Below are 20,357 nucleotides of genomic sequence, written 5' to 3'. Positions count from 1 at the left end.
GCCGGGAATCAACTGCGGCGTGAAAGCCGCCGCAGTGAAATCAGCCGCAGTGAAATCAACTGCGGCGTGGGCGGCGGGCGCTGCCCACGGCGGCGATGAGCGCCAGACCGATCAACGCGAGCGCGGTCTTGTCTCCAAAACGCGCATAGGGCGTCAGCCCCGTCATGCCCTGCACCGAGACGGGCAGCACGCCCGCCTGCAGCGGCGCAAGCTGGGCCGCGACATGGCCCTTTGCGTCGATGGCGGCGGTGATGCCGGTGTTGGTGGCCGTCAGCATCGGACGCGCGGTCTCGATGGTGCGCAAACGGCCGATCTGCAGATGCTGGCGCAGCGCCCAGCTATCGCCGAACCAGCCCAGGTTGCTGACGTTGACCAGTATGGTCGCGCCCGGTTCGCCGTTGGGGCCGGGTTGCAGAGCGGGCAGCAGGTCGGGTCCGAAGAGGTCTTCGTAGCAGATGTTGAACGCGATGTGCTGGCCCCCGACGGCAAAGGGCGTCTGGCGTTCGCCGCCGCGATCGAAGTCGCCCAGCGGGATGTTCAGCATTTCGACAAACCAGTGGAAGCCGGGCGGCACGTACTCGCCCCACGGCACCAGGTGGCGCTTGTCGTAGCGCATGGCGGTGTTGCCGCCCACCAGTTGTTCGACCGGCGTGGCGCCGTCAAAGCCGATGACGCTGTTGGTGTAGCGTTCGCGGCCGTTGACGCGGTCATGCAGCGGCACGCCCATCGCGATGACGGTGTTCCGTTGCCCGGCCAGGTTGCGCCAGACTTCCCAGACGCGCGGATCGAGCTGGTCCTGGAAGATGGGCACCACGGTTTCCGGCAGGATCACCAACTGCGGCGCGGGCACTCCGGGTGCCGCGGGCAGGGCCGTCAGTTCCAGATGGCGGCGCAGACTCTGCTCGAGCAGCGCGGGATCGAATTTCTGCGATTGCCCGATGTTGCCCTGAATGAGGCGCACATTGAGCGGGTCGCCAATCGGGGACGACCAGTCGATGCGAGACAGCGGCCAGCCCGCCGCGGCGAGCGCCACCGCGACGCCGGCGGCCAGCGCATGGCGCGGCCCCATGCCGGCCTTGCGGGAGGGCTGCCACAGGCTTGCGGCAGCCGCCGCGACGAACGCGGCCAGGAATGCCATGCCGTGCACGCCGAGCAGCGGCGCCCACCCCGCAATGGGGCTGTCGACCTGCGCATAGCCGATGTTGAGCCACGGAAAGCCGGTCAGCAGCACCGCGCGCAGCCATTCGAACGCGCCCCACATCGCCGCCCAGGCCAGCGTGGCGGCCAGAATGCGGGACGGGCCGGAATCGGCGGCCAGCGGCGCGTAGCGGCGCGCGAGAGCCGTTGCGGTGGCGGGAAACAGGGCCAGAAAGGCCGACAGCGCCAGCACGGCGGCGACCGCCAGCGGCGCGGCCAGGTCGCCGTAGCGGTGCAGGCTGATGAAGATCCAGTACAGCCCGAGCGCGTAGCTGGCAAAGCTGAACAGCCAGCCACGCAGCCATGCCTGACGCGCCGACGGCGCATACAGTGTGACGCGCGCCAGAATGGCCAGCGCGGCGATCTGGGTGAACGCCAGCGCCCACCCGGGCAGCGGGCCGGGGGCGAAGGTCAGGGCGTGGATGGCGCCCGCCAGCACGAGGCCGGCGGCGCCGCGCAGGAGTCGGCCGCGCGGGGTGCTGATCATGCGTCGGTGGCGGGTACTGTGGTCTGGGGCGTGGCCAGGCGCTTGACGCGTAGCCAGATGGCACGGCGGGCGTCGCCACGCGCCACTTCAAGGCGCAGGCCATCGAAGTCGGCATGGTCGCCACGGCGCGGAATGCGGCCCAACTGGCCGCCCAGCCAGCCGCCCACGCTGTCGTATTCGTCGTCGGGCAACTGGCAGCCGAACACTTCGTTGAAGTGCGAGATGTCGGTGGCCGCGAGCACGCGCCACTGGTTTTCGCCTTCGGGGAAGATGGAAACTTCTTCGGTCTCGTCGAACTCGTCTTCGATGTCGCCGACGATCTGTTCAAGCACGTCTTCCATTGTCACCAGGCCCGAAATGCCGCCATGCTCGTCGATGACGATGGCCTGGTGGTTACGGCTGGCGCGGAACTCGTGCAGCAGCACGTTCAGGCGCTTGGATTCGGGAATGAAGACGGCGGGGCGGACCAGCGTGCGCAGTTCGATGTTGGGCTCGAGCATGCAGCGCAGCAGATCCTTGGCGAGCAGGATACCGATGATGTTGTCGCGATCGCCCTCGTAGACGGGGAACCGCGAATGCGCGGTTTCGATCACCGAGGCCACCAGGTACGGGATGGGCTGCGTGACATCGAGCAGATCCATGCGCGAACGCGGGACCATGATGTCGCCGACAGTGCCCTCGGACACGGCAAGCGCGCCCTTGATCATCTTGTACGACTCCGCGTCGAGCAGTTGGCGTTCGTGCGCGGCTTCCAGGATGGCCTTGATGCCTTCGCGGTCCTCGGGCTCACGGCGCACGAGGGAAAGCAGGCGGTCTAGGAGGGATTTGGTGGCGGGTTTGGCAGAGCGAGCAGGCGTCGCTTCAGGAGCAGGGTAAGGGTCAGACATCGTCCGGGAGGACAAGTTAGGGAGGAGCCAGCATAACCGATACTGGCCCATCGTTTGTAACGCCGGCCCGGAAAATGGCTGCAATGGACGCGATCTGCGCCTTGCTGGATGCCATTTTCCGGCAATTTCTCAGGGTTGACCCGGAGCTCGGCGTTCGGATGGACAGGGTCAGGCCGTGACGTAGGGATCGGCAATGCCCATCTGTGCGAGCGTCGCGGTTTCGAGCGCTTCCATGCGCTTGGCCTCACGCGCCTTGATGTGGTCGTAGCCCAACGAATGCAGCACGCCGTGGATGGTGAGGTGGGCGGCGTGGTCAAGCAGCGTCTTGCGCTGCTCGCGGGCCTCGCGCACCAGCACGGGCACGCACATGACGATGTCGCCGCGAGCCACGCCCAGCGGGTCGACGCCGTACTCGAAGGTCAGCACGTTGGTGGCGTAGTCGCGGCCGCGAAAGTCGCGGTTCAGGCGGCGCCCCTCGCCCGCGCCGACCAGCCGCAGGCTGAGTTCGGCCGCCGAGAAGTCGACCAGGCCGTCTTCAAAGGCGGCGCCCAGCGCGCGTTCGGCCCAGCGGCGCAGGCGCCAGCGGGGCAGGCGGGCCTCTTCAACGCCGTACTGCACGGACAGGGACAGCTCAGGCTTCATCTTCGGCGGCGCGGTCGTAGGCGTCGACAATGCGCGCGACCAGGGGGTGGCGCACGACATCGCGGCTGGTGAACTTGGTGGTGGCGATGCCCTGGACGTCATGCAGCACCTTCACCGCATGCGCCAGCCCGCTGTCCTGGCCGCGCGGCAGGTCGACCTGCGACGGGTCGCCGGTGATGACCGCCTTGCTGCCGAAGCCGATCCGCGTGAGGAACATCTTCATCTGCTCGGGCGTCGTGTTCTGCGCCTCGTCCAGGATGACGAAGGCGTGGTTCAGCGTGCGGCCGCGCATGTAGGCCAGCGGGGCGATCTCGATGGTCTGCTTCTCGAACAGGCGCTGCACCTTTTCAAAGCCCATCAGGTCGTACAGCGCGTCGTACAGCGGCCGCAGGTACGGATCGACCTTCTGCGCCAGGTCGCCGGGCAGAAAGCCCAGGCGTTCGCCGGCTTCGACGGCGGGGCGGGTCAGCACCAGCCGCTGCACCGTGTCGCGCTCCATGGCGTCGATGGCGCAGGCCACGGCCAGCCAGGTTTTGCCCGTGCCGGCGGGGCCGACGCCGAACGTGATGTCGTGCTTGAGGATGTTGTTCAGGTAGTCGCGCTGGCGCGGCGTGCGCGGACGCAGGTCGCTGCGCTTGGTGCGCAGCGCGATGCCGTCGCTTTCGTCGTCCAGGGCGGGCAGCGCATCCAGTTCCTGGGCCTGCTCTTCCTTGAGTTTGTCCTCCTGTCGGCCCACGCCGATCTCGACCAATCCAAGCTGGATGTCGTCAATGGACAGGGCGCGGTGCACGGCCTGTTCGTGGAACCGGCGCAGGATGCGGCCCGCCAGTTCGGCCCGCTCGCCTTCGATCGTGACGCGGCTGCCGCGGCGGGACAGCTTGACGGTCATGCCGTCGGCCAGTTGCCGCAGGTTTTCGTCCAGGGGGCCGCAGAGATTGGCCAGGTGGGTGTTGTCGCCGTCCAGATTGACGATGACGGGCATGCTGCGGCGCGCGCGGGGGCGGGGTGTGGTCATTCAGCCTCTTGCGAAGTGCGGTCCACGTCGGCCACGCGGGCACGCAACGAATTCGTGTGCGCCTCGGTGATGATGACGTCGACCATTTGTCCGATGAGCCGCGCGGGCGCGGGGAAATTGACGATGCGATTGTTTTCGGTGCGGCCCATGAGTTCGTTCGGGTCGCGGCGCGAGGGGCCTTCGACCAGCAGGCGCTGGCGCGTGCCCACCATGTTGCGGGCGATCGTTGCCGCCTGGTCGTTGATGAGCGCCTGCAGGCGCTGCAGGCGGCGCAGCTTCACGTCCTGCGGCGTGTCGTCGGTGAGATCTGCGGCGGGCGTGCCGGGGCGGCGCGAGTACACGAACGAGAACGAGGTATCGAAGCCGACGTCCTCGATCAGCTTGAGCGTCTTTTCGAAGTCTTCCTCGGTCTCGCCGGGAAAGCCCACGATGAAGTCCGAGGACAGCGTCAGATTCGGGCGGGCGGCGCGCAGGCGGCGCACGACCGACTTGAATTCCAGCGTGGTGTAGCCGCGCTTCATGCCGGCAAGCACGCGGTCGCTGCCGGCTTGCACGGGCAAGTGCAGGAACGACACCAGCTTGGGCAGGCGGGCGTAGGCATCCACCATGCGCTGGGTCATTTCCTTGGGGTGCGAGGTCGTGTAGCGGATGCGCTCGATGCCGGGGATCTCATGCACGTATTCCAGCAGCATCGCAAAGTCGGCGATCTCGTCGGAATCGGTCATGCGGCCGCGGTAGGCGTTCACGTTCTGGCCCAGCAGCGTCACTTCCTTGACGCCCTGGTCCGCCAGGTCGGCCACTTCGATCAGCACGTCGTCGAACGGACGCGAGACCTCTTCGCCGCGTGTGTAGGGCACGACGCAGAAGCTGCAGTATTTGCTACAGCCTTCCATGATCGAGACGAATGCCGTGGCGCCTTCAACGCGCGGCGGCGGCATGTTGTCGAACTTTTCGATCTCGGGAAAGCTGATGTCGACCTGCGAACGGCCTTCGTTGCGGCGGCGCTTGATGAGGTCGGGCAGGCGGTGCAGGGTCTGCGGGCCGAACACCACGTCGACATAGGGTGCGCGCTTGACGATGGCTTCGCCTTCCTGGCTGGCGACACAGCCGCCCACGCCGATGACGAGGTTGGGGTTGGTCTTCTTCAGGTGCTGCACGCGGCCCAGATCCGAAAACACTTTTTCCTGCGCCTTTTCGCGCACCGAACAGGTGTTGAACAGGATGACGTCCGCCTCTTCGGGGTTGTCGGTCAGTTCGAGCTCGCCCTGGTCCTCGCGCAACACGTCGGCCATCTTGTCCGAGTCGTACTCGTTCATCTGGCAGCCAAAGGTGCGGATGTACAGCTTGCGGGGGGAGCCGGCGCCAGGAGTGGCCGAAGGCAGGGGGGCGGAGGTGTCGCCCGGGACATTGCCCGCGCGCTTGAGAGAGGTTTCTTGCATGATGGTCGCCGTGACGGGTGTAGATCCCGGGGGCTGGAAAGGGGGAAAGGGCGGATTTTAACCCTTGCCCAAGAATTGTTTCTTGGATGCGCGCGCGTTGGCCGTTACGATAGCGGTCCGCGCGCCCGCAGGCGCCGGTAAAATTTCTTTTTTCTCCCGAGCGGCACCGATGAATTCCGATCGCCTTACGCCTCCGGCAGCCGCTCCCTCCCTTGCTGGCGGGACCGGTTCCGCTGTCCTGAACGAATACCGCAATCCGTACCCCGCATCCGTGTGGGCGCTGCTGGCGTGCGCGCTGGCGCTGGCCGCCGCGGCGTGCGCGCTGTGGGTCGACCTGCCGCTGGCGATCTGGATCCAGAAATCGGTGTCGGAAGGGGTCGACCAATCGTTCGAATGGGTGGGCGAGCTTGGCGAAAGCGGCCATTACATCGTCATGGCGCTGGCGTTCTACGTGATCGGACTTGTGGGCCTGGCGCGCGGGTGGCGCAATCCGCTGCGTGTCAGCTATGCCGCCATGGCGCGCGGCAGCCTGCTGATGCTGTCGACGATGGCGGTGGGCGGGCTGGTGGTGCTGTTGCTCAAGCGCAGCGTGGCCCGGGCACGGCCCGAGCTGTATTTCGAACAGGGCATCTACGGGCTGGGTGAATCGTTTTCGCGCGCGCAGCAGTTCAATTCCTTTCCGTCCAGCCATACCTACGCCGCCTTCTCGGTGGCGGTGGTGCTGGGCATTCTGGCGCCGCGCTGGCGCTGGGTGTTCCTGATGCTGGCGGCGCTGGTGGCGATCAGCCGGCTGGTGAACCTGGATCACTACCTGTCGGACGTCATGACGGCTGCGGGCATCGCCGTGCTGGTCGGGCACTATCTGGCCCCTCGCGTGCTGTGCAGCAAGTACCAATGGCCGCTGCGCGCACCGTGGCGCTGGTGGAAGAAGGCTTGAGCCTGCGCTCGGGAAACAGACAAGGCCGCGGAATCCGCGGCCTTTTTTGCGTCCGGTAACCGGGTCCGGGGACGCAACGCCGATCGGCAGGGCGATGGACGGCGGGCGTCAGGCCAGCACTTTGACCCCGGACGGCGTTTCGATCTGCGCGCGCAGGCGGGGCGGGCCATCGGCCTGCTCGACGTCGATCAGGCTGTCCGCGCCCATCCAGGCCAAACCCTGGCGCAGCAGCGCGGCGCGGGGATGGCAGCCGGTCAGACGCAGCAGGCGCAGCGGCTGGCGCGGCAAGGTTGCACCGGGCGGGTTCTCGACATCCCATTGGATCAGCGTGGGCAGCAGGCCTTCTCCGGCTTCATAGCCCGCCTCGCGCCACCTGGGCAGACTGCCGTCGTCCGGCACGGTCAGGCGCCAGCGCAGGTCGCCGCGGGTCATGGCGATGGCTGGGGGCAGGCGGTCGGGGTGTTCGGCCTGCATGCGCGTCAGATCCAGTGGCGCCTCCACGCGCGCGGCCCAGTGGGCCAGGAATGGCCCTTGTTCGATGCGCGCGCGTACGTCGCCCTGGTCCAGCCCGAACCAGCGGGGGCGCTCAGGCGCCGGCGCGTCGGGGTCGATGGCAATGACTTCCAGGTACACCCCGTCCGCCATGCCCAGCACGCGGTTATGGGTGCCCATGCGCGGATGCGCCCCGCCGCCCTGCGGCGCGATGCCGAGCAGGCCGGCGATATATTCGGTGCCGCTGGTAAGGTCCGCGGCGGCGATGACAAGGTGGTCGATGGAGAGTTTCATGTGGGGCATGGTAACGAATGCGCGCGCGTGTGTACGCGTGGATCGTGGAGAAATTGATCGGGTAAGCGCGAACGTCAGGCAGCGACGGAGATGCCGGCCGTCTCGGGCCGACGTGCCTTGCGCACCCGGATCTCAACACGTTGGTCCAGCGCAACCAGCGCCTGCATTACCCGTTCCAGTGAAATGTTCTGGAGCTTGTATCTGCGGATTTGAGATACCTTGGGCTGCGTCATCCCTGTCAGGACGGCGACTTCACGCTGGTTCAGGCCGCGTTCGTCGATCAAGTCGTTGAATCGGATGGCCAATTGGACTTTGGCGGTGAGCTCCGCTGCGTCGTCAAAGCCGAGGTCGTAAAGCACGTTCTGCGTGCCGGAATTGGGGGGGCGTGTCATGGAGCGCTCCGGGCCAAGTTTTGGCGGGCCATCGCCCGCTTCAGCCGGCTTGAAATGAGATCGAGGTCGCTTTGCGGTGTACTGATGCCGGATTTGGATTTTTTCTGAAATGCGTGAAGGACATGGATCGCTGTGTCGATCTTCATCGCATAAGCGGTGCGGTAAGCATTGCCTCGCTCGGCGTCGACGAGTTCATACACGCCGGATCCTAGTCCTTTCATGGCCTTTGCGGCATCAGGCCAACGGCCGCATTGCAGGGTGTACAGCGACATCCCCATGCGCTTTTGCACGGGTACGGGGAACGTCTTGAAATCCTTCCTGGAAGATCCCTCCCAGAAAAGCAGCTTGGGTTTGTCCGTCCGCATGAATATACCTGTTCGGATATATATATCAACCGCCTTGGCGGGGAATCGGACAAACTAACCGGGGACACCGAGGCAGGCTATTCGTGCGGACCGCAAATTGCCGCGCCCCAAAAGAAAAACCCGTCGCAAGCGACGGGTTTTGCATGTCAGCACGAGGGCAATCAGGCGACTTCGCCTTCTTCGCCTTCCTTCTTGACCGGCTTGATCAGGTCTTCGCGCTTGACGCCCATCCACATGGCCAACGCGGCGGCGACGAACACCGACGAGTAGATGCCGAACCAGATGCCGATGGTCAGGGCCATGGCGAAGTAGTGCAGGGTGGGACCGCCGAAGAACAGCATGGCCAGCACCATCATCTGGGTCGAACCGTGGGTGATGATGGTCCGCGAGATGGTCTGGGTGATGGCGCTGTTGATGACTTCGTGCACGTCCGCCTTGCGGTACTTGCGGAAGTTTTCGCGAATCCGGTCCATGATGACCACGGATTCGTTCACGGAGTAGCCCAGCACGGCCAGCACACCGGCCAGCACCGCCAGCGAGAACTCCCACTGGAAGAACGCGAAGAAGCCCAGGATGATGACCACGTCGTGCAGGTTGGCGATAACGCCGGCGACCGCGAACTTCCATTCGAAGCGGAAGCCCAGATAGACCATGATGCCGATCACGACGACCAGCAGCGCCATAAGGCCGTTGTGCAGCAGTTCCTGCCCGACCTGCGGTCCCACGAACTCGACGCGGCGCAGCTCGACGCCGGAGTCGGCGGCCTTGAGCGCGGCCATGACGGTTTCGCTTTGGGTGGCGGACGTCTGGCCTTCCTGCAGGGGCAGGCGGATCATGACGTCGTGCGAGGTGCCGAAGTTCTGGACCTGGAAGTCGGTGTAGCCCAGCTTGGACACCACGCCGCGCACGTTTTCAAGCTGCGCCGTCTGGGCGTAGTTGACTTCCATGACCGTGCCGCCGGTGAACTCGATCGACAGGTGAAAGCCGCGGGTGAGAATGAAGAAGACCGCCAGCAGGAAGGTGACGAGACTGATGATGTTCAGCACCAGGGCATGGCGCATGAACGGGATGGTGCGGTGAATCCGGAAAAATTCCATTTTTCGCCTTCGGTTCTTTTCTGTGGCGGACGGCCCGGGCCGTCCGCTCTATTTTCAGTTTGCCTTCGGCTTCCAGACTTCGCCGATGGAGATCGAGGTGAGCTTCTTCTTGCGGCCGTAGTACAGGTTGGCCAGCGCGCGCACGCCCACGACAGACGAGAACATCGAGGTCAGAATGCCCAGGCAGTGAACCACCGCAAAGCCCCGGATCGGGCCCGAGCCGAAGGCCAGCAGCGCCAGGCCCACGATCAGCGTGGTGAGGTTCGAGTCAAGAATGGTGCCCCACGCGCGTTCGAAGCCGTGATGGATGGCCTGCTGGGGCGTGGCCCCCGCGCGCAGTTCTTCCCGTATGCGCTCGTTGATCAGCACGTTCGAGTCGATCGCCATGCCCAGCGTCAGCGCGATAGCCGCGATACCCGGCAGCGTCAGCGTGGCCTGCAGCATGGACAGGAGAGCCAGCAGCAGCAGCACGTTGAGTGTCAGGCCGATCGTGGAGAACACGCCGAACAGGTGGTAGTAAATGATGATGAACGCGGCGATGGCCAGGAAGCCGTACAGCGTCGAGTAGAAGCCCTTCGAGATGTTGTCGGCGCCCAGGCTCGGGCCGATGGTGCGTTCCTCGATGATGGACATCGGTGCGGCCAGCGCGCCGGCGCGCAGCAGCAGCGCGGTGTCGGCGGCTTCCTCGGAAGACATGCTGCCCGAGATCTGCACCTGGCCGCCCGCGATTTCGCCGCGGATGACGGGTGCGGTGACCACTTCGCCCTTGCCGTTTTCGAACAGCAGGATGGCCATGCGCTTGTTGATGTTGTCGCGGGTGACGTCGCGGAAGATGCGGGCGCCCTTGGAATCCAGCGTCAGGTGGACGGCGGCCTGCTGGGTCTGCGAATCGCGGCCGGGTTGGGCGTCCTGCAGGTTTTCGCCGGTCAGGATGACCTGGCGGCGGACCAGAATGGGACGGCCGTCGCGGTCGTTGTAACGTTCGAGACCGAACGGGACGCTGCCGCCCAGCAGCGCGGCCTGCGCGGCGGGGGTGTCGTCGACCATGCGGATTTCCAGCGTGGCGGTGCGGCCCAGCAGTTCCTTGGCCTTGGCCACGTCCTGCACGCCGGGCAGTTGCACCACAATGCGGTCCGAACCTTGCTGCTGGATGATCGGTTCGGCCACGCCCAGTTCGTTGATGCGGTTGTGCAGCGTGTTGATGTTTTGCTTGAGCGCGGAATCCTGCACGCGGGTGACGGCGGCCGGGTTCAGGGCGGCCAGCAGCAATTGCTTGCCGCCTTCTTCGCGTTCGGTGAATTCCAGGTCCGGCAGGCGCGAGCGCAGCGTCGAGATGGCGCGGTCGCGGTCGTCGGTGGTGGCGAAGGTGGCGGCGATGCTCATGCCGGAGCGTTCAACGCCGGTCACGGGGATCTTCTGGTCGCGCAGCACCGAGCGCACGTCGGCGGACAGCGAGTCGTAGCGTGCGGTCAGGGCGCCCTGCATGTCGACTTGCAGCAGGAAGTGCACGCCGCCGCGCAGGTCCAGGCCCAGGTACATGGGCTTGGGCGCGAACCAGCCCAGCGCGCGCATCCAGGGCGGCGAGGCGGGCAGCAGGTTCAGCGCCACGGTGTAGTGCGGGTCGCCGGGAACGGTATTGAGCGATTTTTCGATCAGGTCGCGGGCCTGCAGCTGCACGTCGGTGGACGGGAAGCGGGCGCGCACGGTGCCGAGCGTGCCGTTCAATTCGAAATAGGCGCCTTCGTTGGGGATCTTGGCATCGGTCAGGATCTGTTCCACGCGGGCCAGCACGGCGGTGTCGACCTTGACCGTGGCCTTGGCGCTGGACACCTGAACGGCGGGGGATTCGCCGTAGAAATTGGGAAGCGTGTACAGCAGGCCAATGAGGACCGCGACCAGGACCGTAATGTACTTCCAGAGGGGATAGCGGTTCATTGCCGGCTACTTCATTTAAAGAGATGAAAGGGCCGCCCGAGCGGGTGAGCGCGGCGGGCGGCGGTAGGCGCCTTCAAGGACAAGAGCCCCGTCGGGGCTCTTCTGGGACGCTTACAGGGCCTTGATGGTTCCCTTGGGCAGAACGGTCGAGACCGACGACTTCTGCATGATGACTTCGACGGGCTTGTCGGCCAGTTCGGAGACTTCGACGGTGACGTAGCTGTCGTTGACCTTGGTGACCTTGCCGAGCATGCCGCCGGCGGTGACGACTTCGTCGCCCTTGGCCAGGGCCGCGATCAGGTTGCGGTGTTCCTTCTGGCGCTTCATCTGCGGACGGATCATCAGGAAATAGAGGATCACGAACATCAGGATGATGGGCAGCATGCCCATCAGCGCATTGCCTTCGGGGGCAGCGGCCTGGGCCACGACGAGGCTGGCGGTATCGATAACGGACATTGAATTCTCCTGCGTTTGAGTCTGTTTGGGTTTATCGCTATGTTTTTAATGCGCCCATCCCCGCGCGAGCCATGGATAGGGCAAGCCGACTATTGTATAGAGGTTATCGCCCGCCTTTAACTAGGGTGTCATCCCAGGCGACAAGGCGGCTTCCGCTTGCAGCGGCGGCCTGCCCGGTCAAATGGGGGCGAAACCCGCCGGCAAAAGCCCCTGGCGGGGCTTTTTTATCCGGCTACTCGATGCCGCGAGCGCGGTCCGCGGCGAACTGGGCGCGCCAGGCGTCAAAACGGCCTTCCGCAATGGCCTCGCGCATTTCCTTCATGATAGTCAGATAGAAGTGCAGGTTGTGCAGCGTGTTCAGGCGCGCGCCGGTGATTTCATTGGCGCGCTGCAGGTGGTGCAGGTAGGCGCGCGAGAAATTGCCGCAGGTGTGGCAGCTGCAGCTCGGGTCCAGCGGACGGGTGTCGTCGCGGTACTTGGCATTGCGGATCTTCACGTCGCCAAAGCGCGTGAACAGCCAGCCGTTGCGCGCGTTGCGGGTGGGCATGACGCAGTCGAACATGTCGACGCCGCGGCTTACGCCTTCGACCAGGTCTTCGGGGGTGCCCACGCCCATCAGGTAGCGCGGGGCCTGGACGGGCAGCTTGGGCGTCACGTGCGCCAGGATGCGCATCATGTCTTCCTTGGGCTCGCCCACCGACAGCCCGCCGATCGCGTAACCGTGAAAGCCGATGTCCTGCAGTCCGGCCAGGGATTCGTCGCGCAGCGACTCGTACATGCCGCCCTGCACGATGCCAAACAGCGCATTCGGGTTGCCCAGGCGATCGAATTCGTCGCGCGAGCGGCGCGCCCAGCGCAGGGACATGCGCATGGAGCGCGCGGCTTCCTCGACGGTGGCGGGGCGGCCGTCGATTTCGTAGGGCGTGCACTCGTCGAACACCATGACGATGTCGGAGTTGAGCGAGCGCTGGATGCGCATCGACTCTTCGGGCGTGAGGAACAGGCGCGCGCCGTCGATGGGCGAGGCGAACTTCACGCCTTCCTCGGTGATCTTGCGCATGCCCTGCAGGCTGAACACCTGGAAGCCGCCGGAGTCGGTCAGGATGGGCTTGTCCCACTGCATGAAGCCGTGCAGGCCGCCATGCTTTTCCATGATTTCGGTGCCGGGGCGCAGCCACAGGTGGAAGGTGTTGCCCAGCACGATCTGCGAGCCGACTTCCTTGAGCTCGTGCGGCATCATCGCCTTGACGCTGCCGTAGGTGCCCACCGGCATGAAGATGGGGGTCTCGACCACGCCGTGGTTCAGCGTGATGCGGCCGCGGCGGGCGCCGCCGTCGGTGGCGAGCAGTTCGAAGTTGAGTCCGGTCATGAGGCAGGGGTTTCGATGAACATGGCGTCGCCGTAGCTGAAGAAGCGGTAGCGTGCGGCGACGGCGTGGGCGTAGGCGCGGCGGATGGGCTCGACGCCGGCCAGCGCCGACACCAGCATCAGCAGGGTCGACTGGGGCAGATGGAAGTTGGTGACCAGCGCGTCCACCACACGGTACTGGTAACCGGGGGTGATGAACAGGCGCGTGTCGCCTTGGGCGGGGGCCAGCGGGACGCCGGGGGCGGTGCGGCCCTCGGTCTGGGCGGCGGCGGATTCCAGGGCGCGCACGCTGGTGGTGCCGACGGCGACCACGCGTCCGCCCTGGGCACGGGCCGCGGCGATCGCGTCCACGGTGGCCTGGGGGACGGTGAACCATTCAGCGTGCATGACGTGGTCGGCCAGGTTGTCCACGCGCACCGGCTGGAAGGTGCCGGCGCCCACGTGCAGGGTGACGAAGGCGCGCGCCACGCCCAGCCCAGCCAGGCGCTCGAGCGTGGGCTGATCGAAATGCAGGCCGGCGGTGGGGGCGGCGACCGCGCCGGGTTCGCGGGCGTAGACGGTCTGGTAGCGGTCGTCGTCGCCGGCGTCGGCGGCGTGCGTGATGTACGGCGGCAGTGGCGTGGCGCCGTGGGCGTCCAGCAAATCGAGCACGGGACCGGGGAATCGGATGTCGAAGAGCTCGCCCTCGCGGCCCAGCACCGTGGCCTCGAAGGCGTCGGCCAGGCGCAGCACCATGCCTGCGCCGGGCGACTTGCTGGCGCGCACGTGCGCCAGGACGCGGTCGGGTTCGGTGATGCGCTCGACCAGCACCTCGATCTTGCCGCCGGTGATCTTGTGGCCGGGCAGGCGAGCCTTGATGACGCGCGTGTCGTTGAAGACCAGCAGGTCGTTGGGCCGCAAGAGGGAGGTCAGGTCGGCGAACTGGCGGTCATGCAGCCGACTGGCGGCGTCCAGGTGCAGCAGGCGGCTGCCTGTGCGCTCGGCGGCGGGCGTCTGCGCGATGAGCTCGGGCGGCAGTTCGTAGTCGAAGTCGGAAACGGTGAAGGACTGGGTCACGCTGGTATTGGGAGCAATGGGATCGGCCCTGCAAATGGCAAGCCGTGCCGGTTGGGCGGGCTGGGGGCAACCGCATATTGTAAAGGGGACAGTTAATAGGGGCGGATCGGTGCCTCGTAAATAATTACGCGGCCAAAGGCGCCCGCGGCCGTCCCGCGCCGCCCGTAACGGTTCCAGGTTTTGTATGCTCTCGGTTTTGCTGGACGAGCAACCAGGTGGGCATGGCATGACGGGACAAGTGATCAGGCGGGTGGGCGGAGTGAAGCAGTGGCTGGCCGGCGGCGTCCTGGCCTTGACCGCGTGCGCTGCCTTTGCGCAGGTTCCGGGGTTGCCGCCCGACGTGGTGAAGGCCTGGAAGGCCAGCAAGCTGCCCGATAGCTCGCTGTCGCTGGTGGTGCAGGAGGTCGGCGGCCCGCGGCTGGTGGCGCTGAACGCCAAGGAGGGGCGCAATCCCGCGTCCGTGATGAAACTGGTCACGACGTGGGCGGCGCTGTCCGAGCTCGGCCCCAATTACGTCTGGCGCACCGAATTCATGACGACCCCGGGCTCGCGTCCCGACGCCAAGGGCGTGCTCGCCGGTCCGCTGTACCTGCGGGCCGGGGGCGACCCGCAGTTCCTGATGCAGGACTTGTGGGCGCTGCTGCGCGAACTGCGGCTGCGCGGGGTCAAGCAGATCAACGACCTGGTGATCGACCGCAGCATCTTCGGCCAGGTGGCGATCGACCCGGGCGCGTTCGATGGCGCGCCCGACCGGGCCTACAACGCCAGTCCGGACGCGCTGATGGTGGGCTTTGGCGCGCTGCGCCTGCTGTTCACCCCGGACCCGGTCGCCAACAAGTGGGTGCCGCTGATCGACCCGCCACTGCCCGGTTTGAAGATTGAAGGTCAGGTGGAATGGAGCGACGTCCGCTGCCCGGGTCCGCCGGTGGTCACGACCGATCCGGTCATCACGCAGCAGGGCGTCACCATCCGTGTCAATGGCAAGGTGGCGGGTTCCTGCGGCGAGTTCAGTTTGTACCGCCTGGCGCTGTCCCAGCCCGAGTACGCCACCGAAGTCTTCCGCATGCTCTGGAAAGAGCTGGGCGGCACGTTCAAGGGCCAGGTCCGGTCGGGGATGGTGCCGGCGGACGCGGTGGTGCTGGCCTCGCACGACTCGCCCACGCTGGCCGAGGCCATCCGACAGATCAACAAGCGCAGCAATAACGTCATGGCGCGCACCCTGCTGCTGACGTTGGGCGCCGAACGCGGCCGCCGTCCGGCCACCGTGAGCAGCAGCGAAGAGGTTGCCAAGCAACTCCTGGCCAAGCAGGGGCTGAACATGCCCGAGCTGGTCATCGACAACGGCGCCGGCCTGTCGCGCGAGGCCCGCGTGTCGGCAGACAGCCTGGCGTCGATGCTGACCGTGGCCTGGAATTCGCCGGTGATGCCGGAATACATTTCGTCCTTCGCCATCGCTGGCGTGGATGGAACGGTGCGCCGCCGCCTGAAGGGCAACGGCACGCTCGGCATGGCGCATCTGAAGACGGGCTCGCTGCGCGACGTGCGCTCGATCGCCGGTTACGTGTTAGGCGCCAGCGGCAAGCGCTATGTGGTTGTCAGCATCGTCAACCACGAACAGGCTGGCGCGGTCCGAGCTTTCGACGACGCCTTGATTTCCTGGCTCGCCGAACAATAGCTAAACCGATTACGATCCTCCCGTACGGCCCCGCCACCGGCCGGCGCAATCCCGTCGCGCCGTTGCCGGTCCGTCCGAGGCCAAAAGAATTCTGACCAACAAATACTCTGGAGAGTTACGCACATGCCCGTGCACGAAATCCGCCATCCGCTGATCCGCCACAAGCTCGGGATCATGCGGCGCGCCGACCTCAGTACCAAGAGCTTCCGTGAACTGTCCCAGGAAGTGGGCGCGCTGCTGACGTATGAAGCGTCCAAGGACCTGCCGCTGGCGCCCGCCACCGTCGAGGGCTGGTGCGGCCAGGTCGAGGTCGAGAAGATCGCCGGCAAAAAAGTTACCGTGGTGCCCATCCTGCGCGCCGGCATCGGCATGCTGGACGGCGTGCTGAGCCTGATTCCGGGCGCCAAGGTCAGCGTCGTGGGCGTGGCCCGCAACGAAGAGACGCTGGAAGCCCACACGTATCTGGAACGCCTGGTCGGCGAACTGGACCAGCGCCTGGCGCTGATCGTTGACCCCATGCTGGCGACGGGCGGCTCGATGGTCGCCGCCATCGACCTGCTCAAGCGCGCCGGCTGCAAGGAAATCCGCGCGCTGGTGCTGGTGGCCGCGCCGGTGGGCATCGACGCCGTGCTGGCCAAGCACCCGGACGTGCACATCTACACCGCGTCCATCGACAACGGTCTGAACGAGCACGGCTACATCATGCCGGGCCTGGGCGACGCCGGCGACCGCATCTTCGGCACGCAGCAAAAGGGCTAAGAAACGCGTTTCGGCCGGTTTTCAGGCCGTAACCGCCGGCCGGCCCAGATGCTGGCCGAACCAATGCAACTGCGGCGCCAGGCCGGCGACCTCGCCCACGATCAGCAGGGCGGGGGACCGGACGGCATGTTCCCGGGCCAGTTCCGGCAGTTGCGCCAGCGGACCCGACACCACGCGCTGTTCGGGCCGGCTGCCGTTTTCGATGAGTGCAAACGGCGTCTCGGGTGAACGGCCATGGCGCAGCAGGCGCTGCGTCAGCAACTCAAGCTGGCCCACGCCCATGTAGAACGCCAACGTCTGCTTTTCGCGGGCCAGCGCGGGCCAATCCAGATTGTCTTCGTCTTCACGGCAATGCGCGGTGATGAGGCGCACGGATTGGGCGTGCTCGCGGTGCGTCAGCGGAATGCCGGCATAGGCCGCACAGGCCAGCGCCGCCGTGATGCCCGGCACGACTTCATACCGCACGCCGTGCGCGCGCAGATATTCCAGTTCCTCGCCGCCACGGCCAAAAATGAACGCGTCGCCACCCTTTAGCCGCACCACGCGGCGGCCGGCGTGCGCGTGTTCGACCAGCAGCGCATGGATGCGCGCCTGCGTCGCGTGATGGTTTTCGCCAGGCAGCTTGCCCACCGGCACGCGTTCGGCGTCGCGCCGGGCGAGCGACATGACCTCGTCGCTGACCAGGCGGTCGTAGAGGATGACGTCGGCCTCGTTCAGGGCGCGCAGGGCCTTGAGCGTCAAAAGGCCGGGGTCGCCGGGGCCTGCGCCGACCAGCACTACGCTGCCCTCGGCGGGCGCAAGCGGCGAGGTCAGCGCATCGGCCAGCGCGGTCTCGGCCTGCGCCGGCTGCTGCTGGCGCAGGAAGCCCGCCACCGGGCCGTCCAGCAACCAATCGTAGAAGCGGCGGCGCGCGCCCAGATCGGGGTGGCTGGCGCGGATGCGCTTGCGGTAGGTGGCGGCCAGGCCGGCAAGCTGGCCCAGCGTGTGATCGAACAGCGATTCGATGCGTTCGCGGATGCGGCGGGCCAGCACGGGGGCCACGCCCGACGACGAAATGGCGACGATGACCGGCGACCGGTCGACGATGGACGGCACCTGGAAGGACGACAGCTCGGGGTCGTCCACCACGTTGGTGAAAATGCGGCGCGCCGCGGCGGCCTGGGAGACTGCGGCGTTGACCGCGCGATCGTCGGTGGCGGCCACGACCAGCCACACGTCGTGCAGCCAAGCCGCGTCGAACGGCCCCGGCAGATGGCGAATACGGCCCTCGGCCGCAAGCGCTGCCAGCGCAGGCGTCAGTTCAGGTGCGCCGACGACCACATCGGCACAGGCCTCCAGCAGGGCGAGCGTCTTGCGTTCGGCGACCGCGCCGCCGCCAACAACGAGTACCAGCCGGTCTGTCAGATCGGCAAAAATCGGGAAAAGCTTCATGAATGCCAGCCTCGGGCGTACCCGGCTCAATGTGGGTCGATGATAGGGACGGGCTTTCATCCCCACAACTTTTGATTTCTTTAATTCATATAGCCATAACTTATTTGGCCGGGCGTCAGGCGCTGCCCAGCCATTGGCTCATTTCGACGACTTCGCGGGCGACGTCGCCCAGCCGCTTCTGGCTGTGCATGGCGCGTTCGCGCAGCAGCCGATGCGCGTCTTCCTCGGAAACGGCGCGCGTTTTCATCAGGATACCCTTGGCCTTCTCCACCCACTGCCGGTCCGCCAGGCGGAGCTGGGCCTCGCGCAGTTCCTCGCGGCGGGTCTTTTCCACGGCGAAACGCTCGATCGCCACGGTCAGCAGCGGTTCGATGCGGGCGGCCGGCACGTCGCCGACCACGTAGGCAGCCACGCCGGCGCGCAGGGCGGTGCGGATGGTCTCGCGGTTGCCGTTGTCGGTGAACATCACGACCGGGCGGTCGCTGTGCAAACTGGCGACACAGATGTTTTCCAGCGTGTCGCGGCCGGGGGCGTCGCTGTCGATCAGCACGACGTCGGCGGCGGACTGGGCGATGCTGGCGGCCAGGTCCGTACCCGGGGCCACTTCGGCCACGACGTGCACGCCCGCCGCGGCAAGCGTTTGCCGCAGCGACGCCGCGCGTCCTTCGCCATCGTTGAGCAGCATGACCTTCAGCATGAAACACCCCCTGTCTGTTTGCTGATGCAAGTTCCATGCCATCTGTTTCGCGCGTGGCGCGTGACCGGCGCGCACGGCGGCGGGGCGCGCTCCGCACAGCGATGGTGCGTTGCGGCATCGGCTTGCGCACCAACATGGCTCCGCCCCTGTTTCGCGGCGGCGCGGCGCGGGCCGCGTGGAAACCGCGCAGCGCCAGCGCCAGCGCGGCCCGCCGGGCAATTTGCATCGTCCGGGGCAAAACTGGCACAGCGATTGCTTCAGTGAAAACGGGGCGGCCAACGGCGGTCGCCCGACGCAACGCGCCGCGACACGCGGCCAGGGACAACGACGTTCCGCTGCGCCATCGGATGGAGATCCATGGCGCGCGGGACGTTTTTTTTTGCCGCCATTTATCCCGTCACCTCGCAAGGAACCAACGATGACGCCCATGACCCGCAGTCCCTCGACCGTCGCCGCGCCCGCCGACGTGACCGCCAACGCCAGCCGCCGCAAATGGCTTGGCGGAACGGCGCGCGCGGTGGCCGGCGCCGGCCTGCTTTCGCTGGTCGACCCGCTGGTGCGCGCCGGCGCTTGGGCGGCCGGGACCGATGCGCCGGAAAAGACCGAGGTCAAGATCGGCTTCATCCCGCTGACCGACTGCGCGTCGGTGGTGATGGCGTCGGTGCTGGGCATCGACAAGAAGTACGGGGTCAAGATCACGCCCTCGAAGGAAGCGTCGTGGGCCGCCGTGCGCGACAAGCTCATGAACGGCGAGCTGGACATGGCGCACGTGCTGTATGGCCTGGTCTACGGCGTGCACATGGGCATCGGCGGACCGAAGAAGGACATGGCGGTGCTGATGAGCCTGAACCAGAACGGCCAAGCCATCACGCTTTCGAACAAGCTGCTGGAAGCCGGGGCGCGCGACGGCGAGTCGCTCGCGAAACTGATGGCCGCGGACAAACGTGAGTACACCTTCGCGCAGACCTTTCCCACCGGGACTCACGCGATGTGGCTGTATTACTGGCTGGCCGCGCATGGCATCAATCCCATGAAGGACGCCAAGGTGATCACCGTGCCGCCGCCGCAGATGGTGGCGAACATGCGCGTGGGCAACATGGATGGCTACTGCGTGGGCGAGCCCTGGGGCGCGCGCGCCATCATGGACAAGATCGGCTTCACCACCGTGACGTCGCAAGGCATCTGGACCGATCACCCCGAAAAGGTCCTGGGCGCCAGCGCAGACTTCGTGAACCGCAATCCCAATACCGCGCGCGCGGTCACCGCCGCGATCCTGGAAGCCGGCAAGTGGATCGACGCCTCGCCCGAGAACCGCCGCAAGACGGCCGAGACCATCGCCGCCAAGTCCTACGTCAACACCGACGCGGGCGTCATCGTGGACCGCATGTTGGGGCAGTACGAGGATGGCTTGGGCAAGAAGTGGTCGGACGCGCACGCCATGCGCTTCTACGCGGACGGCGCGGCAAATTTTCCGTACCTGAGCGACGGCATGTGGTTCCTGACGCAGCACAAGCGCTGGGGCTTGCTGAAGGAGCACCCGGACTACCTGGGTATCGCCACGCAGATCAATCGCGTCGACGTCTACAAGCAGGCCGCGCAGGCCGCGGGTGTCGCGCTGCCCGCCAGCGAAACGCGCACGTCCAAGCTGATCGACGATGTGGTCTGGGACGGCAGCAATCCCGCGGCGTATGCCGACGGTTTCAAGGTCAAGGCCTGACGGCCGCCACGAAAGGGGA

19 protein-coding genes are annotated in these 20,357 nt (G+C 66.3%); 4 read left to right on the top strand and 15 right to left on the bottom strand.

Features of this window, described 5'->3' with window-relative positions; translation table 11 throughout:
* Positions 1 to 55: 55 nt before the first annotated feature.
* The 5 genes from lnt to miaB form a co-directional block, all read right to left on the bottom strand.
* Positions 56 to 1,684 (bottom strand): apolipoprotein N-acyltransferase, encoded by a 1,629-nt coding sequence (gene lnt / locus ASD71_RS26855; protein WP_056571707.1) that lies wholly within the window; start codon positions 1,682 to 1,684, stop codon positions 56 to 58.
* Entirely contained in the window at positions 1,681 to 2,571 is an 891-nt protein-coding gene (locus ASD71_RS26850; protein WP_056571704.1) for an HlyC/CorC family transporter, read from the bottom strand. Before ASD71_RS26850 ends, lnt begins: the two co-directional genes overlap by 4 nt.
* A gap of 168 nt (positions 2,572 to 2,739) precedes the next feature.
* Positions 2,740 to 3,213: an rRNA maturation RNase YbeY gene (ybeY, locus tag ASD71_RS26845; RefSeq protein ID WP_056571700.1), complete on the bottom strand. Its 474-nt coding sequence runs from the start codon at positions 3,211 to 3,213 to the stop codon at positions 2,740 to 2,742.
* The gene (locus tag ASD71_RS26840) at positions 3,203 to 4,228 is read right to left on the bottom strand and encodes a PhoH family protein (protein ID WP_056571697.1); all 1,026 of its coding nucleotides are present in this window, start codon (positions 4,226 to 4,228) and stop codon (positions 3,203 to 3,205) included. The genes ybeY and ASD71_RS26840 overlap by 11 nt, the downstream gene beginning before the upstream one ends.
* A complete protein-coding gene (miaB, locus tag ASD71_RS26835) occupies positions 4,225 to 5,667 on the bottom strand; it encodes a tRNA (N6-isopentenyl adenosine(37)-C2)-methylthiotransferase MiaB (RefSeq protein WP_056571694.1) in 1,443 nt (480 codons plus the stop codon). Before miaB ends, ASD71_RS26840 begins: the two co-directional genes overlap by 4 nt.
* Before the next feature lie 169 nt (positions 5,668 to 5,836).
* On the opposite strand from miaB, the gene ASD71_RS26830 reads away from it, so the two are divergent.
* Complete coding sequence (locus ASD71_RS26830; protein WP_082579079.1) at positions 5,837 to 6,604, top strand: phosphatase PAP2 family protein; 768 nt, start codon at positions 5,837 to 5,839, stop codon at positions 6,602 to 6,604.
* Between the two features lie 108 nt (positions 6,605 to 6,712).
* Here the strand turns inward: ASD71_RS26830 and ASD71_RS26825 are convergent, their stop codons facing one another.
* From ASD71_RS26825 to queA, 8 genes are all read right to left on the bottom strand, one after another.
* Positions 6,713 to 7,390 (bottom strand): VOC family protein, encoded by a 678-nt coding sequence (locus ASD71_RS26825; RefSeq protein WP_056571688.1) that lies wholly within the window; start codon positions 7,388 to 7,390, stop codon positions 6,713 to 6,715.
* A 74-nt stretch (positions 7,391 to 7,464) separates the two neighbouring features.
* Entirely contained in the window at positions 7,465 to 7,782 is a 318-nt protein-coding gene (locus ASD71_RS26820; RefSeq protein WP_056571685.1) for a helix-turn-helix domain-containing protein, read from the bottom strand.
* Positions 7,779 to 8,147: a type II toxin-antitoxin system RelE/ParE family toxin gene (locus ASD71_RS26815; RefSeq protein ID WP_056571682.1), complete on the bottom strand. Its 369-nt coding sequence runs from the start codon at positions 8,145 to 8,147 to the stop codon at positions 7,779 to 7,781. Before ASD71_RS26815 ends, ASD71_RS26820 begins: the two co-directional genes overlap by 4 nt.
* Positions 8,148 to 8,308: 161 nt before the next feature.
* On the bottom strand, positions 8,309 to 9,244 hold the full coding sequence (gene secF / locus ASD71_RS26810) for a protein translocase subunit SecF (protein ID WP_056571679.1): 936 nt from the start codon (positions 9,242 to 9,244) through the stop codon (positions 8,309 to 8,311).
* 54 nt (positions 9,245 to 9,298) lie between these two features.
* Positions 9,299 to 11,179, bottom strand: a complete 1,881-nt coding sequence (secD, locus tag ASD71_RS26805) for a protein translocase subunit SecD (RefSeq protein WP_056571676.1) — start codon at positions 11,177 to 11,179, stop codon at positions 9,299 to 9,301.
* Between the two features lie 111 nt (positions 11,180 to 11,290).
* A complete protein-coding gene (gene yajC, locus ASD71_RS26800) occupies positions 11,291 to 11,635 on the bottom strand; it encodes a preprotein translocase subunit YajC (RefSeq protein WP_054451553.1) in 345 nt (114 codons plus the stop codon).
* A 232-nt stretch (positions 11,636 to 11,867) separates the two neighbouring features.
* Complete coding sequence (tgt, locus tag ASD71_RS26795) at positions 11,868 to 13,004, bottom strand: tRNA guanosine(34) transglycosylase Tgt (RefSeq protein WP_056571673.1); 1,137 nt, start codon at positions 13,002 to 13,004, stop codon at positions 11,868 to 11,870.
* Entirely contained in the window at positions 13,001 to 14,059 is a 1,059-nt protein-coding gene (gene queA, locus ASD71_RS26790) for a tRNA preQ1(34) S-adenosylmethionine ribosyltransferase-isomerase QueA (RefSeq protein ID WP_056571671.1), read from the bottom strand. The genes tgt and queA overlap by 4 nt, the downstream gene beginning before the upstream one ends.
* A 226-nt stretch (positions 14,060 to 14,285) precedes the next feature.
* Here queA and dacB point away from each other — a divergent pair, with 226 nt between their 5' ends.
* Both dacB and upp read left to right on the top strand, forming a co-directional pair.
* Positions 14,286 to 15,734 carry a D-alanyl-D-alanine carboxypeptidase/D-alanyl-D-alanine-endopeptidase gene (gene dacB / locus ASD71_RS26785; protein WP_056571668.1) on the top strand — a complete coding sequence of 483 codons (1,449 nt, stop codon included), beginning with the start codon at positions 14,286 to 14,288 and terminating at the stop codon, positions 15,732 to 15,734.
* 123 nt (positions 15,735 to 15,857) lie between these two features.
* Entirely contained in the window at positions 15,858 to 16,493 is a 636-nt protein-coding gene (gene upp / locus ASD71_RS26780; protein ID WP_056571665.1) for a uracil phosphoribosyltransferase, read from the top strand.
* Positions 16,494 to 16,514: 21 nt separating this feature from the next.
* Here upp and cysG read toward each other — a convergent pair whose 3' ends face one another.
* Both cysG and ASD71_RS26770 read right to left on the bottom strand, forming a co-directional pair.
* The gene (gene cysG / locus ASD71_RS26775) at positions 16,515 to 17,924 is read right to left on the bottom strand and encodes a siroheme synthase CysG (protein WP_056571662.1); all 1,410 of its coding nucleotides are present in this window, start codon (positions 17,922 to 17,924) and stop codon (positions 16,515 to 16,517) included.
* Between the two features lie 115 nt (positions 17,925 to 18,039).
* Positions 18,040 to 18,621: an ANTAR domain-containing response regulator gene (locus tag ASD71_RS26770; protein ID WP_056571659.1), complete on the bottom strand. Its 582-nt coding sequence runs from the start codon at positions 18,619 to 18,621 to the stop codon at positions 18,040 to 18,042.
* 418 nt (positions 18,622 to 19,039) lie between these two features.
* Between ASD71_RS26770 and ASD71_RS26765 the strand changes: the two genes are divergently transcribed.
* Positions 19,040 to 20,338 (top strand): CmpA/NrtA family ABC transporter substrate-binding protein, encoded by a 1,299-nt coding sequence (locus ASD71_RS26765; protein WP_082579078.1) that lies wholly within the window; start codon positions 19,040 to 19,042, stop codon positions 20,336 to 20,338.
* The last annotated feature ends 19 nt before the right edge of the window (positions 20,339 to 20,357 follow it).

The sequence above is a fragment of the Achromobacter sp. Root565 genome (genome assembly GCF_001427425.1).
Taxonomy (GTDB): domain Bacteria; phylum Pseudomonadota; class Gammaproteobacteria; order Burkholderiales; family Burkholderiaceae_B; genus Achromobacter; species Achromobacter spanius_D.
Note: the sequence above shows the minus strand (reverse complement) of the source record. Positions and strands in the feature narration are given on the sequence as shown.